Below are 15,182 nucleotides of genomic sequence, written 5' to 3'. Positions count from 1 at the left end.
AAAAAGCGTTCAACCCACTGCCATATAGGTTGACCGCTCTAAGACAGATACTCTATTCTCCTCAAGAACCATCCTTCATCCGGAATCCACTAGTCCATAACATCCAGGTCATCGATCCGTGTCATTTTTACAATCTCAGTTTTCGGAAAACCTATCTCCCTCGTCTTTTCCCTGCAATAATAGCACGAGCAATGGATCTTACCTTTGGCGAGCATTCCGAGGTACTTCTCATGCCAACCCAGTCGGTTAGCGATCCTTTTTTTACGACGAATCACACGGTCTCGCTGGTGCCGGTAATAGGCACGACTACGATTTTTCTTCTTGTTACTCAAACCATCACGTCCCTTGGATGTAGGCCTAGCCTGCAAAGGAGCCAAGGAAAACGAGTCTTCCCTTACAGGCTAGGGGTGATGGTGCTAAGCAAAAAATAATAAAGCATGAGTCACCTCAAACGTTAACAATAATAATCCCTAATGGCAAGGAGGGAATTCCCTCCCTGCCAACATCAGTTGAGTTAAAACTAGTTTACAATATATAGCCGAATACGATTATTCATTTAGAGCACTTCTACAGCTCCAACTCCCAAAAGGCGCGATCTCTCATCCAAATTGGTTGACCTGTTCCAGCCTTCACAATACTATAATGTTTTTGCAATGACTTAATACGGTTCATGATATTTTCTTCTTCTGCCTTGCTTTGTGTGTTGAATATCATACGAATTTCTTTAGCAGACATTTCAGAGATATTATGCACGATCCATGTCAAGATATAATTAGCATACTCGTTATCCGAAGTTGAGAAGTGACTTAAAAACTGTGTAGAGAGAATAGTTCCTACGCCAAATTCCCGTCCCTCTTTGAGAATCTTTTTAATCGAAGTAAAATCTTTACTCAAGAAGTTATCTGCTTCGTCAACCAAGATCATCTTCGTTATTTCACGATAGTTACCATGAATCTTACTGTGTCCTTGTATTTGCATTTGATTGTAAAATACATCGAGGGTAATAGACACCACTAGATTCTGAAGACTTGGGTTATAACCAGACAAGTCAATTACAGTAATTCCTTCGATCATATCAAATAATGGCAACGTCTTCGCTCCATCTGGCTCAAAAACCTCTAGCTCATACAGCTCTTGTAGAGCTGCATTCAAACTATCGATTTTCACATCGTCACGCCCAGTATAGATGTCATAAACATCGCTAATTGTTGGAGCTGGCTTCTCCCAGGTTGTAGCGTCATTTTTTATAATTCCTTTTTGCTGATAGGCCTCCATAATGACACTCTTGAGTGTACTAATCTGAACCGGCCCTAAGTTGTATGCTTTCGCAATCGTATCAGTTAATGAAGCACTCGTATGTACCGGCAGTAACGGACGAATTGGCTCAGTAACATATAGAGACAGAGGATTATACGGTAAGTGAAATAGTTTAAACACTTTAGCACCTGTCACATGTGTAAAATCCTGCTTGATGTAATCCCCTTTATAGTCAAAGATCAATATTCCAATCGGGGTTCCATTGACGTTATCTTTACTATTGCGATTAAGCTGGGCTATTAATGATTTAGTGAACTGTGTTTTTCCGGTGCCCATTGTTCCGATAATACCAGTATTCGTGTGCATTACCTTATCTGTAGTTGTTGGATACCACTTGATTTCTTCCTTATTTTGTGCATTATGACCAAAAAGAACTTCAAGTGGCTTAACCGGCTCAATAATTTGCACTAGCTGTTCGTTGTGAGTCCGATCAGGGTATGATTCGTTAATATTCTGTCGCACTCCATAGCTAACAGTATTTTGTTCCGTAACTATAGTCGAATTCAACTCACGCTGTCCCTTATGACTGTAGTTAACAGTATCCTCTGTTCTGTACACTTTAGAAAGCAATTTATCGGATGAAATGTCTCCATTTTCGCTTTGAATATGATTTTTAATTTTTTCAATGTCCTTCACGATGAAATCATAGCCGCTCTTTACTGGATATTCAAAGACAAGTACATCTTCTGTTCTTTTAATTTCAGTAAATACACAATCTTTTTTAAAGGAAATCACTCCGCCAGACCCAATAAATTCCTGAAGGTCATTGGAAATTATGTAGTCATCATTAAGTAGCCTTTCCCTCAAATCGCAGTTCGTAATCTTAGCCCAACATTGTTCAGGCCAGATCTCATAAAGCTCCATTTTTTCTGCACTTGCAATAGCTAATTGCATGAAGAAATTCCGATACAACTTTGCCTTGAACAGAGTATCTTCCGACTCAGTCAGAAAATTTAATAACAACTTCTTCGTTTCCTGAACCTGCATGACTGCTTTTTCGTGAATATTCGAAGAGTTATTCCCAATTTTAACTTCGATAGGGTAGAAATGAACCCTCAACTCCTCTTGTTCACGCTCTATACCAACTAGCAAGAGGTCATCACTATAAGAGCCGAATTTACCAAGATTTTTTGCAGAGAAGAGACCTTCAGATTGCCGTAGCCCTGTTCCACCTGAAATACGCAGAACCTCCTCCATCGAGATGGGGATCCAAATAATATCTTGATGAGCTAATGCAGCAAGAGCAACTTTTATGGCTGACAAGATGCTAATTTTTTCTTTTGGAAAATGATTTTTCTGAGCCAATAATCTGAGCAACCAGTTTCCGTTAATGGCATTAAATAAATTAATGATGGGTGGTAACATTTCATCAGCAGTTGTGATTTGCTGAGCGTTAAGAAATTCTTGTATTAAGCGCTGATATTGCTTGGAACGCCTAGTTACTGTAATCGCATCAAATCCACTCGAAGATGTATACTGATCACTATAATGAATAACTAGCAGATCTTTTTGTGAGTCATTATTCTTAAAGAAACTCAAGTCGACTTTGGGTTCAATAAAAGTCACCCAATGAGAAGAATCATACACAGAATCCAGTTTAAGCTTATGCTCCGCGGAAATGGCAGTTACAATGTTCATATTATCTTGATAATTATCAAGCGTGCGAGCTACACGAAGTAATGAATTCATTTTAGGCACAAGCGATAATAAAGGTGCATCCGTCATTCTGTAGAACTTAGTACCAAAACCAGTTTTATAATCTTCATTAATGAATACAGATGGGATTCCGGATATTAAGCCGTACAGAGATGTTCCGGTGATGATTTCAGCAGCATTACTTGTAGCTACCTGCTCTATTTTACTCATTTGATAGAAAGATACATGGCAGTATTCGTACTTAGCATCAGTTAGGTCACAAGTGTAGAATTTCACTTGGTCCCTAAAAATATTGAGTAATTCTTCCGGATGTGAGCCGTCTAACTCTAACTTTAAGTTAAACTTCTTAGCAATCTCCTCAGCAACCGTATATTGTGACATTTCTTCAAATACGTTACTAATTCCTTTATCGGCATATATGTGTAGTTCAATTGGAAGTAACTCACTCTTCTCAATGTCTTTTTTAAGTTGTCTCTTATAATATTCAATTAGCCCTTGTAAGATTTCAAGACAGTCTCCCATATTGATAGCATTAATTTTTAATGGTGCACGGCAATCCAAATCAAATAAATATGAAAAATGTTCTGTGAATTCTTCAATTTTCTCCTGAACTAATTTATGCACAAAAGGCTTAGAAGACTCAAACCTTGGCAAACTCTGATCAATGTAAGCTGTCCATTCAAAAGAATCGGTTAGTTCAATGGCTTTGTACAAACTGTTATTAAAAGACACATACGGTAGCAAATAAGTGGGCCTAAGGGTACGCAGTAATTCCTCATTAATAGCTTCTCTACCAATTAAATCATTTAGCTGCAGTTGATAAGCCAAATTTAGCGGATGAAGTGGTGTATACAGCCACTCTGGCTCTTTTAGTCCTTTACGTATTGTCCCTAACAAGACCAAGTCCCTCTGTGTTTGAACAAGTGATTGGCCATTTTGAAGTTGTTCTATTTCATTAATATATGCTTTTACATAAGCTCTTGCTAAAATTTCATAATCCTCATCCATATAAGCTAAACTAGGAATCAGATGGTTGTTACGAAAATACCGAAGCAAATTAATATACGCCTCTTTCACAGTATCAGGTATATTAATAGGCTCAGGGGTTAGACAACCAGCTTCTTCAATAAAATAAAGGTGATTGGCTTCAATGAGATAAAGCTCCCGTTCGAGACTTTTCTTAAACTCACCCTGTGCATAAGTTTCACGTGTACCTTGAATAATTTTCATCTTGTCATTTTCTATTCTGTAGAAAAAGTGTTCTTGTTTCTCTCGCTTTAACTTCCACACGTTAAAACCACCTATTGGGACAGGCCGTTCAATCACGTCTTGTACAGAAAAAGGAATACTCGTTGTCGATAGCTTTATCGTAAAGTGGATTAGTTCTTCGTCACTTGTACTTTCCACATTCTTAATGAGCACTAATTCTTCTGAATCTGTAATCTCAAACTGGTTTTGCATCGATTCGTCTGAAAGTTCTACCCTTACCACTTCGGGTTGATCCTTATTGAAGACCCATTGCTCATTATCCGAATTGATTAGTATGCTTGAATGTTTACTTTTCGCCTTAACCAGATTGATTGTATACGAAGTCTGTACTGCTTGAATCAACTTCTCTGTTGTCTCAACGATTGCTATCTTAAACTCATAAGTTGGAGAAACTTCAGTCTTATATTTAACTCCATAAAAGGTTGTTTCCCCTGGTGCATGAGTAACCTCTACTCTGATCTTTTTTCCAGATGGTTCAGAGTTAATTCTATATTTAATTGGATTATCAGTTATGTGTTGTTTCTTGATAAAATCGTTAAAAGGAAACTCTAGAGTGATTTTATCAAGTTTCTGAGGATTAAAAATGATAATATTTCGTTTGCGTTGCTGGCTTTTTGATTCTCCTTCAGCTCTTTCCCAATAAAGAAGCCCTTCCGATGTTAACTTTTTTGTGGGTTCTATGTATTCTAACCCCCTCCCTTCAAGCTTCTTCTCATTAGACCGTTTTACTTGACCAAAATCAGTACTATACCAGTCTAACTCAGAAAGTATCTTAGTTCCTTGTTCATCGAAATGTCGTTCTAAGCTAATGTCAACTGGACCATACTGGTGAGCCATCTCAACATGGTTAAAAAGAGTTTGGTTTTCATTCAACCGTATCTGAATTAGCTTATTGTCCATAGAAGTATTGATAATCTCAGAGTCGTAAAATAGACCTAGGTCCTTATAGTCGCTTCTATCAAGCTTTTGATTATTGAGCACAGTCAAAATTTTTTCATAGTCAAACAAGGTCACTTGCTCATGAATACCTTGCTGAGCCTTATTGGAAGCCATACTGAAAAGCAATATTTGTTTTTCCTGTTTAGAGAGCAGCGAACTACTCATCAAGTGATGAAGATTTGCTTCGATTGAATGGATGTGAAATGGCATTCCTTCTTTTTTAAAGGATGTCATACCCTGAATCAGACTATCTAAATTTGAGTTATGAATTAGCAACATAGCCTTATCATTAAAAAGTGGTTCCTTAGTTCCTACTTTATTTCTAAGTGTTGTTAAAAAATCCGGCGTTACGTTGTTAGTATTCGATGCAATCAAAACTTTTGTGTTCTGTCCAATGTCCAAGCAAACGGATTGATATAGGCCATCTTCTGTCTGCATATTAAAGTACTCTACTAAAGGTAGCTCCTTGATGGTTCCAAGCAAGAACTCTACTTGTTCTGCCCGTTCAAATTGAATATGGTATTTATCACCAGGTTGTGCGTTAGTGTCAACAAAGAATTCGGCAATACGCTCAGCTAAATATTTATAAAAATGCTTTGACATATATAGCATCCCCACTATCACTTTTTTTCTCAAGTAAGTTCAATTTCTCAAAGTAGTTCACGATCGCTGTTTGCGTATCCCTATCGAATATCATCCCACGAGCTTCAAACTCTTTGAATAGGTTAATTAGACGGATCTTACTTTCATTTTTTATCATTAGTTTTGTCATAAATAGCAAATAATCCGTATCAAGAATTAGCATTTTACCGGATCTGCCGCGGGACTTCAAAAAGGTATTTTGACAAAAATGCATGAACCACTGTTTATAATCATTGTAGGGCTTCGATCTAGAAGTCTGATTAAATTGATGATCGATCATACGAAATAAATGGTTCATCTTATTCAATATAGGGAGATCGTAAACATCCGATATAGTACCAAGCAACATCCACTTACTGTCTCCAGACAACTTCTGCTGATACTCATCTATCAATTGGTTAAACTGTTGTTCTAGAATTTTTTGTTCGTCTTCTGTCATCTGTCTTACATAAGACAAAATATCTTGGTAAGACAAATGGGTAATATTATCCCTATGATCTACAATTGAAAAATTTAACATTTTCAAAAAGTTAACATGAGAAAACATCCGTCCAATAGACTTCTCAAGACTCTTCCAACCATATTCGTAACTTACCCGCGTCTTAGACAAACGCTCCTCATCTTCAAATGTGAAATAAATAGGCCGAATTGCTTGTTTAACCGGCATGAACATGGCTTCATTTCGGACAGCAAACTGTGTTACATAGAAAAAATAGTAGTAGGAAATGAGTTTCTCAACCTGCTGTGTGAACAAATCACTTTTTGTAGCTAACCATTGAAAATCTTGAACAAATAAATCCGAAATCTCAGGTAGCATGGCAGCATAACTTGTCTTACTGCTATCGATATTTATTAATTCAGGTAATGAACGAAAGAGCAATGTACTCATTAAATCAGATTCACTTAGTTCTGCAGAATCTACTGACCAAGCATCCTTTACCCCCCAGAGGATATTGCATAAGAAAAGGGCAAGTTTTTTATTTTCATTTTCCATCGTGTTTATGAAGTATAGAGTCTGGGGATGAAACAGATATAGTTGATCATTCTCATCCAAGAACAAGGTCTTCACCATTTGTTTGAATTCCCCACGCTGATTTGGATGTTCGAAAGATATAGAATCAATTACGTTATTTAACAGCTTTTCTGCATTTACAGACTCAGGAAGTTTTTTCCTTCCAATGAGCCTTAAAAATTCACCAACCACTTCTCTGAAACTATAATTCACGTCTTTATACTTTGTTGTAAAAGGTAAAAATTCTAACTCTGTTTTCGGATTATGCTTTATTGACGTTTCAAACTTAAATTGTTCGCGTATTAATTCCAAATTTATAAAGTAACTCATGAGTTCACATCTCCATAAACGAGTATTGATCAAAAGTATCATCATATTGCAATCGGTAACGAGTGGATTTGCCAAACTGCTTAGTCTCAAAGTACAGCTCATTATTGGAACTACCTGAGCTGTTCAACTTCTCGATGAATTCGACAAACTTAATAAATTGAAACTTGTCTTTCTTATTTGGCCGATATCCGTTCTTAATACGAATTAACAGAGCATACAAAGAGAAGTCAATATCAACTTCTGGGATTACATCATCGCTACTATAGGTTGAGTTTTTTACTTTGAATTGAATTGTCATCATCGTTAAAAACTTGAATAATTGCACATCAGGTAGAGGTTTACTTCGACTAATATGAGGTTCAATCTCTAGCTTCTGTAGGGCATAATATTGTGTCTGCGGCTGACCTACTTGTACATAGATAAGATCACCGGTTGCCTCACCATTCCATTTATATATTGCATCTCTAACATCTTCTTTGTACAGTTTCGCTAATTTATTGATATCTCGTTTATTCCAATGATAGAGGTCATTCATAAACTGCTTATACGTCTCATCCTCAAATGAGTTATGTTCTTCTTTAGGAATAAAGTAATATAGGTAGATAAACAGCTTAGTCAGCCGTCTTATTTGAGCCCGGTCCTTTTCAACCTTATTTTTCCACGGTGAATTTTGTGATAGTACTTTAGATAAGAAAGGAATCTGATCGAGATTAATATATTTATTAAATAAATCGGCCCCATCCTCAATTGATTTGAACTCAATTAGATACTGATCTAGCTTCTCGGTTCGAGTTCGAGTTGGCTTTATTCGGTCCATCGCTTGATGAATGGCAGATGCATCTACTTTTTCGAAAATTTGAAACGGAAGAAGGCAAGCCACATAATCCATAAATTCTTGATCTTTTAGATATTCACAAATACGCTGATGACTCATGTTTTCCAAGACAGTAGGGACCAGTAAGTTATAAATAAAGTCCAACAAAGCCCGCGTAGAGAGAATTAATTTTTCTTTCACCATTACTTGGATTAGAAGTGAAATAATCTTTTCTTGAATTTTTTCACACTGCAATAACTCGTAGTTCTGAAGAATTGGATTCATAACTGAGTTATCGGGATCTTCTTCATAATCTTTCAAATATGCTTGATAGAAGGGATTATCATCCGTCTTCTTTGTAACTTTTTGGAAAACACCCTTAATATAATCAGACTTTGGACCATCTTCCGTAAGCTCATACATATGATAATCACTGAAGTTAACATACTTAAAAATGTGATCATCTGAACTTTCTTCATTGGCGATTACGGATTCAAGAATCTTTTTCTGAGTAACATATGCTTTTAATCTAGAGTAACCTCTACCTTCCTCTGATTCTATAAAGTTGTTCAACGCGCCTAAATTAATAGCAAGCACTATATTTAGGTTCCCTTTTGTCTTTAACCCTTCATCTGAAAATGGTTCGAGCACCCTAGACAAAGTCTCAATAGAGGTCTTTGTAGGTGAGAAGCTTTCTGTTGCATCGTTATGAAGATAAAACCTTGATTCATCGTTCAGAAAAGTATGCTTACTTTTTAAGTAAGATAGGATATGTGACTTCCCATCCCCAACTCCACCACATACCATAATTAAACGGGCTTCCGATGAGGTACTTGCTTCAATAATAAGTTGCTCAAGCTCAACTTCCACAGGACGATGAATATGCATGTACTGCTTAAATTCATTAAAACTCTCTAAATTTTCTACAGCTTCTTTAGATGATTGCTTGCATTTATTTAGGACGCTTATGAAGTGTTGGGTTTCGCTCGTATTCATTTTTTTGCCTCCATGGATCCTAATCTATTTTCATGAATAACACGAATTGGACCTAAAGAACTATCAATACAATAATGACATAGTCCGACAGAATTTTGTATGTTCACTTTATTGTACTTTGTATGGGCACAATTGGGAATGTTTTTTTATAAAAGAAACATAAAAAAACCCATCAATCTGATGGGTCAGACACAAAACTTGAGAATAAGCGACGAGAGTAAATTCCCCTCATATATTAGTATCCAGCTAACATTCTACAGAACTCATTTATTTCCTCTGTAGTATTAAACCTTGACAATGAAATACGAATAGAAGATCGGATCTGTTCAAGATTTAACCCCATACCCCTTAATACATGCGACGGTTTGGTTGAGCTGCATGCAGAACCACTTGAAAGGGCAACCCGGTCTCCTAACTCCTTCACAAGAAACTCATTATCTACATCTTTAAATCTTACATTTATTACTCCGGGTATCTTATTACTATCGTCACTATTAAATGAAAGTATTTCACTAAAATATTCGTTTAGTCGCATTCTTAATTGTAATTCAAGTTGTTCTAAAATCTGTCTGGTCTCATTAATTTCGTGGAGAGCTATTTCCGCCGCTTTACCAAACCCCACAATATTATGAGTACTTAGTGTACCACTTCGATAATCAAACTCTTGCCCCCCACCATGAATAAGAGGGGTCATTCTTGTCTTTATTCCTTGATGGTCTTTCTTTACTATGCATGCACCAATCCCTTTAGGGCCATGTAATTTGTGAGCTGAACAGGACAAAAAGCCTAGCCCATCTGCAACATTCCGCACATCATACTTTCCCAGCACTTGCGTTGCATCTGTATGGAAAAATACATTGTGCTTGCAGCATAATGTAGCAATAGAATCAATTGGGTTAAGAGATCCCGTTTCATTATTTCCCCATATAATGCTTACTAGAAGCGGGTTTCCATCCGTAGTAAAAAGTTTCTCTAAATCATCAATCTTTACTCTACCGTACTGATCCACATCTAAGAATACTACATCATTACCTTTAGACTTTAGATATTCAGCAGTCTCTAAGATCGAGCTGTGTTCAACCTTTGAGACTACCAATTGTTTACCTCGGTACTGATAATAATCCATAACACCTTTAAGAATCATATTATTACTTTCAGTTGAACCGCTGGTAAAAACAACTTCATCATGCTTGCACCCGATTAATTTGGCCACATGTTCCCTTGCATCTTCTATTGCGTTCCTAGAATTTTCAGCCAAAGTATAATGTTTACTGGATGCATTCCCATATTCCTCTTGAAGATAAGGCATCATTGCTTCGAGCACATCAGGATGAACCTTAGTAGTTGCACTATTATCCAGATAAATCATGGTTCTTCACCTCTGGAACTTTAAAAAGTAAGTTTGTGATCATCTTCTCATAATTACCTGCGTAGTTATATTCATTTAGAAGTAATATAGAACCTCTTTCTAAATGATTATTGAGTAAGCCTGGGAAGTACTCTTCATCGGTAATTTCTCTTTTCTCATGCTGTGCAATTAACACTTTAAATATAAAGTCATAGGGACCAGTTAACACATTACGCAAAAATTCAATGCCACCAACATCTTTTGCATTTTTTTTAATCGGTATTTGTTCTTTCAATGAAAGAATTATTGCATAACGCGCTAAGACGTTTGGAGTAAGTCTAGTTGAATCCTGTAAGGTTTTCAATCTTTCGGCAGTAGCCTTTGATGTTTTAAGACGAAAGTTCATATTTATTCTCCATGCCAAAAAAATTGGTTGATTTATTAATTCTTTCGTTTTCCGTATCAAAATCTATAGTGTATGCGTGAGCAACGTTTTGTTTAATATCAGCAAATTGCTCCTTGCTTATTTCCGAATCGGTAGAGAGTATAATAACTTGCTCGCCACATCTAGGGATAAATTGTTCAAGAAGAGCTTTTTTGTGAGTTTGATCAAGCCTACCTAAAAGAGTGTCAAAAACAAAAGGAAGTCTTCTTTTTGAACACATAGCCATTGCCCATACAGTCGATAAAAGTAATATCTGCTTTTCCCCAGCTGAAAGTGTATCTACATTGACTTCTTCTTGATTTGCATCAAATACAGACAACTGAAAATTATCAGGATTAATTTTCAATCTAGTAATGAAGAGTTCTTTTCGGTATAGAATTTGGAGCATCCGTGCTGCTTCTATTTCTACTTGCTGCAGCTTCTTTTTTAATTGAAGGCTTCGGAATTGCTTACTCACTTCAGATATTTTATTAGCAATTTCAAAAATATGTCCAGATTTCTTTGATGACACAACTTTGAATTTTAATGTTTGATATTGCTGCTCTTTTTGATCAATATGCTCTGATAACTCATTCAATAGCACTAATAACTGCTCTTTCATAAAATTTGTTGTCGAAATCTCATTTTGGATAGCATGCATTTGAGTGAGTAGGTTCTTCAAATCACTAGAGGCATCATTTACATCTAGTTGTTTTCTTAGTGTTTGCACCTGCTTAATTAAATCTGTATTCTTCCTAAAATGATCCAGAATGCTTTTTGGGTCAAACTCAGCAAGCAGCTTATAGAATGCTCGTACTTCAGACCTTTGAAGCGCTGATGCTTTATGGATTTGTTCAATATCTTCATTAAACAACATATCGTTAAGCGAGTTATACATCTCTTCCACACGATTAGAAGTTGGAGCAACAATTTGTCTAAACATATCTAGCGTAATAATATTAGTAAATTCATTTCTAAGGTCTGCTTTCGCCTCTTTTTCCATCTGTTCTGCCGCGGCATTAATTAAATCCCTTGCTAAAACAAAGGGGAACAAAGAGGATAGATATTCTCTAGTCTTCTCAACCATATTCAAGCGTTGGTTTTCAATGTCACTAATTGTTTTAACAAGAGAGTCTCTTTCTTTTTTTTCCAGACCGCCATTAACATGGAATTGTCTTGTTAACTCACTGTAAATAGCTTTTTTTTCGTCCAATAGTCCTTCTAATAATTCTAGCTCCTTAACAGTCTCCTGTTTTTTATCAATAAGTCTAATTTTCTCTTGTTCGACCTCGAACAGTTTTTGTTCTTCTTGTGATAAACTGGAATATATTTTCTCTTGTTTTAGATACGTTTCTAGATCTGCCTCGAGGCTTTCAAATAAGTCCAAATTAAACATTACTCTTGCTGATTGACTTAAATAGATAGAAAGTGTTTCTTTAGAGACAACTTGTGACACCCTTTCACCATCAAACAAGCAAAATTCATGTAATTGTGGAGGAGTTTCATCTCGCAATTTAGTTTGAAACAATTCAAGATCCTTATCAGACAGAGGATGTCCATTCTTAAAAACTGATAGTGTTTCCTTCAAAGTACTCTTATGCTTTGTCCAACCTCTATTCAACGTATACTTATTTCTCTTTAAATTTTCAACCAACTCCAAATCAAGAATGATTTGAAATAGTCCCTGGTACTCTTTTTTGGCTCTTGTGTTTAGTTTCGATTCGATAATCTCTAAATATACCGATGAATCAGTTCTCAGTCCATAGGCAAATGATCCAAATAAAGCAATTCTCAATGACTCCAGAATAGTTGTCTTGCCTGAACCATTCTTTCCACCGAACAGTATTACATTACGCTTCCTATCCTCCGTAGATAAGATGAACTCGTTATTTCCGTAAAAAGCACCAATGTTCTTTAGTACAAGTCGATTAAATTTCATTCCTTGTAACCTTCTACTTTCCCATAATGTAGCCAGTCTTGATTGAGAATTTTATTAAACTCTTGAATAATACCTCGTCTAACCTTATAGCCACTGAATTTCTTTTCAGTAGTGATTAGCTTCTTCAACAACTTCATACTTATGTTGTTCTTGTCACACAATAGCTCTAAATCTGTAATTTGGTCCTCTTCGAACATCGCACGATCATCATATTCCCAATCTAAATCTTCACCAGTTACTTCTTTATAAATCTTGGGCAGTGTATCTGACCAATCCCCATCTTCAATCCAAAGTCTACGTATGTGTTTTAGTTCTTCATCGAGTATTAATTTATAATCAGAGTCATAAGGGTTTTTCACACTTAATTGTGTTTTCAGTAACTTTCTTAAAATTTCATAACGGGCCGCTAGAGTAAACGGCCCAAGGCCCAATTCACGTTCATCACCTTGACCGACAAAATATACTCCCCCATCCATACGCTGCTTTTCCCGAAGATCCCTCTGATCTCGAATGAAAGAAAGCCAGTCACGAAATTCAAGAAGTGGACGAAGCCAAGCTTCTCCTGTTTCGATAAAGCCACGTAGGGCTTTATCTTCACTTACTACTGTACATGTCCAACAACCAAATCGGCTGTTCCCACAGGAACCAGCACTTTCCTTGATATCTTTATCTACAATCAGTGGACATTCTCCACCGGAAGAGTTCTGATACAGCGCGTAAAGTGCATGGTTATCACTGCCCCAAGGCGATTCTTCGTTTCTTAGATATTTCCACACATCGTCCGTCGTAAAATGTTTGATTGGGGCATAAACGAAAGCGTTAGATAACGTAGAATGCCTCATCAACACTTTGCCCTCAATTGTATGTGAATTTATGACTTGAGTTCGAGTAGCACTTTCATCTTCACGCACCCCCAACACCATAACTACTTCACCAAATTGATCAACTTTATCTCGTATAAATCGGTTGGCCGGATCAATCTTCATTCGATCAGTACACCAACGAAATTTTTGACGAGGTGATGGATAACCCTTTCCGATAATTGATGACCAAAAACTATTTTCGATCTGCGGCTTAACCTTATGTGTCTCAACTGGAAGACCCAGTTCTAGCGCCTTTACTTGTATATTCATTAGCGCTTTGTTAATAGATGAAATTATAAGTGGAGTTTCTACCAAAGTATCAGATGAGATGACATAAACCTTTTTATGCCGTCTGTCTAACGGTAAACGTACCACAGCTTGAAATATAAGTTGAGTTAAAGCTGTTGAATCCTTACCGCCTGAAAAGCCGACCACCCACGGCAGTTTGTCCATTAGATAAACTTGTTGAATTTTTTCAATCGTCTCTTCTATTAACTTGTTATTATTCAAGCCTAGTATCATTTGACCTCATTCCCCTTTAGCTTTTCTTCTTGTCGCATCTCACCTTCTGTTAAAGGGATACCTATTTTTAGCTTGATCAAGTTAGCGGTCAAATTAATCGTGTCATTATTCTTACTAATTCGTCCCGTATGTCCAAAAGCTCGTCCAAGCCATTCAGAATTACTTCTACTCCAGTCTATTGTTGCAATCTTCTTGATATATGTGGACCAGTTAGTGGGATGATTAATATATAAATAACTTCCCACTACTCCTATTGCTTCAAGAAATATGCCATGAGCATTAATGTAATTAGAACGAAGCTCAGTTGGCGACATCTCCCTTTTTAGAACAGTTTGCCACTCAACAACCGAATCACAAAGTTCTGTCCAAAAGCTTGATAAAAACTCCCTTTCAAGTTCAGAAACATAGTCACCTTTCTTCTTATTAAGAATTCTACCATTTGCATTAAATATATTACTTAAAACAAATATCTTAGGTGATAATTTTGACAGCGAAGGTCTTTCTTTATCCGTGTAGCGCTCCAGCAAAGGTATTTGTTTTACTATATCCTTTGTAATATTGGCTAATTGGTCTCTGTGTTCATAGAGAATGCCCAATGAAGAAGTCGTATTTATTGCATGCCGATTTAAATCTGCAAATATTTGTTGGCATCTAGTTAAACCATCATCTTTCAAAAAAACAACAGATATATTTTCTTGACCCAACTCTGGTAGAACTTTTAGAGCTTCTTCAATAGCCGCGCGGCGGTGTTGACCGTCATTTATCAAAAGCCTAGCATCCATAGAGATCGACAAACGACCCAGGTTATTAAAATCCGGATCGTTCGTATAGGACTGGAATAACATTTGACCATCAACTGAAGCAGTTAATGAACTAAAAACGTAATCACTTGGGTTATCTATAATGTAATTTGCTATTTCAGGCACCCTCGAACGATTCAATGTTCTCTGTGCCCTATATTCAGGCGGGATTTCTTCTTCATCAAAAACGAATATTTTCGGTATTAGTTTCAAGGGGCACATAACAACATAAAATTCATTCCCAGCCTGTATACCACGAAGAGCCGGAAAGCTATAAGAAAATGTAGCCTCCAATTCTACCACACACCTCT

8 protein-coding genes are annotated in these 15,182 nt (G+C 36.6%); all 8 read right to left on the bottom strand.

Annotated elements, in window-relative coordinates:
• Window positions 1-567: 567 nt before the first annotated feature.
• Window positions 568-5,784: a DNA phosphorothioation-dependent restriction protein DptH gene (dptH, locus tag PAE68_RS05125; RefSeq protein WP_281884744.1), complete on the bottom strand. Its 5,217-nt coding sequence runs from the start codon at window positions 5,782-5,784 to the stop codon at window positions 568-570.
• Complete coding sequence (gene dptG, locus PAE68_RS05120; protein ID WP_281884742.1) at window positions 5,765-7,165, bottom strand: DNA phosphorothioation-dependent restriction protein DptG; 1,401 nt, start codon at window positions 7,163-7,165, stop codon at window positions 5,765-5,767. Before dptG ends, dptH begins: the two co-directional genes overlap by 20 nt.
• A 4-nt stretch (window positions 7,166-7,169) precedes the next feature.
• The gene (gene dptF / locus PAE68_RS05115) at window positions 7,170-8,975 is read right to left on the bottom strand and encodes a DNA phosphorothioation-dependent restriction protein DptF (protein ID WP_281884740.1); all 1,806 of its coding nucleotides are present in this window, start codon (window positions 8,973-8,975) and stop codon (window positions 7,170-7,172) included.
• A gap of 235 nt (window positions 8,976-9,210) precedes the next feature.
• Complete coding sequence (locus PAE68_RS05110; RefSeq protein WP_281884738.1) at window positions 9,211-10,344, bottom strand: cysteine desulfurase family protein; 1,134 nt, start codon at window positions 10,342-10,344, stop codon at window positions 9,211-9,213.
• Window positions 10,328-10,729 carry a DndE family protein gene (locus PAE68_RS05105; RefSeq protein ID WP_281884736.1) on the bottom strand — a complete coding sequence of 134 codons (402 nt, stop codon included), beginning with the start codon at window positions 10,727-10,729 and terminating at the stop codon, window positions 10,328-10,330. The genes PAE68_RS05110 and PAE68_RS05105 overlap by 17 nt, the downstream gene beginning before the upstream one ends.
• Complete coding sequence (gene dndD / locus PAE68_RS05100) at window positions 10,713-12,686, bottom strand: DNA sulfur modification protein DndD (protein ID WP_281884734.1); 1,974 nt, start codon at window positions 12,684-12,686, stop codon at window positions 10,713-10,715. The genes PAE68_RS05105 and dndD overlap by 17 nt, the downstream gene beginning before the upstream one ends.
• Window positions 12,683-14,071: a DNA phosphorothioation system sulfurtransferase DndC gene (gene dndC, locus PAE68_RS05095; RefSeq protein WP_281884732.1), complete on the bottom strand. Its 1,389-nt coding sequence runs from the start codon at window positions 14,069-14,071 to the stop codon at window positions 12,683-12,685. Before dndC ends, dndD begins: the two co-directional genes overlap by 4 nt.
• A complete protein-coding gene (gene dndB, locus PAE68_RS05090) occupies window positions 14,068-15,165 on the bottom strand; it encodes a DNA sulfur modification protein DndB (protein ID WP_281884730.1) in 1,098 nt (365 codons plus the stop codon). Before dndB ends, dndC begins: the two co-directional genes overlap by 4 nt.
• Between the last annotated feature and the right edge of the window lie 17 nt (window positions 15,166-15,182).

Origin of the sequence: Paenibacillus sp. YYML68 (assembly GCF_027923405.1) — a bacterium.
GTDB lineage: Bacteria > Bacillota > Bacilli > Paenibacillales > NBRC-103111 > Paenibacillus_G.
Note: the sequence above shows the minus strand (reverse complement) of the source record. Positions and strands in the feature narration are given on the sequence as shown.

Coding starts and splice junctions, on each gene's coding strand:
- dptH (WP_281884744.1), bottom strand. CDS start 5,784: ATGTCAAAGCATTTTTATAAATATTTAGCTGAGCGTATTGCCGAATTC.
- dptG (WP_281884742.1), bottom strand. CDS start 7,165: ATGAGTTACTTTATAAATTTGGAATTAATACGCGAACAATTTAAGTTT.
- dptF (WP_281884740.1), bottom strand. CDS start 8,975: ATGAATACGAGCGAAACCCAACACTTCATAAGCGTCCTAAATAAATGC.
- PAE68_RS05110 (WP_281884738.1), bottom strand. CDS start 10,344: ATGATTTATCTGGATAATAGTGCAACTACTAAGGTTCATCCTGATGTG.
- PAE68_RS05105 (WP_281884736.1), bottom strand. CDS start 10,729: ATGAACTTTCGTCTTAAAACATCAAAGGCTACTGCCGAAAGATTGAAA.
- dndD (WP_281884734.1), bottom strand. CDS start 12,686: ATGAAATTTAATCGACTTGTACTAAAGAACATTGGTGCTTTTTACGGA.
- dndC (WP_281884732.1), bottom strand. CDS start 14,071: ATGATACTAGGCTTGAATAATAACAAGTTAATAGAAGAGACGATTGAA.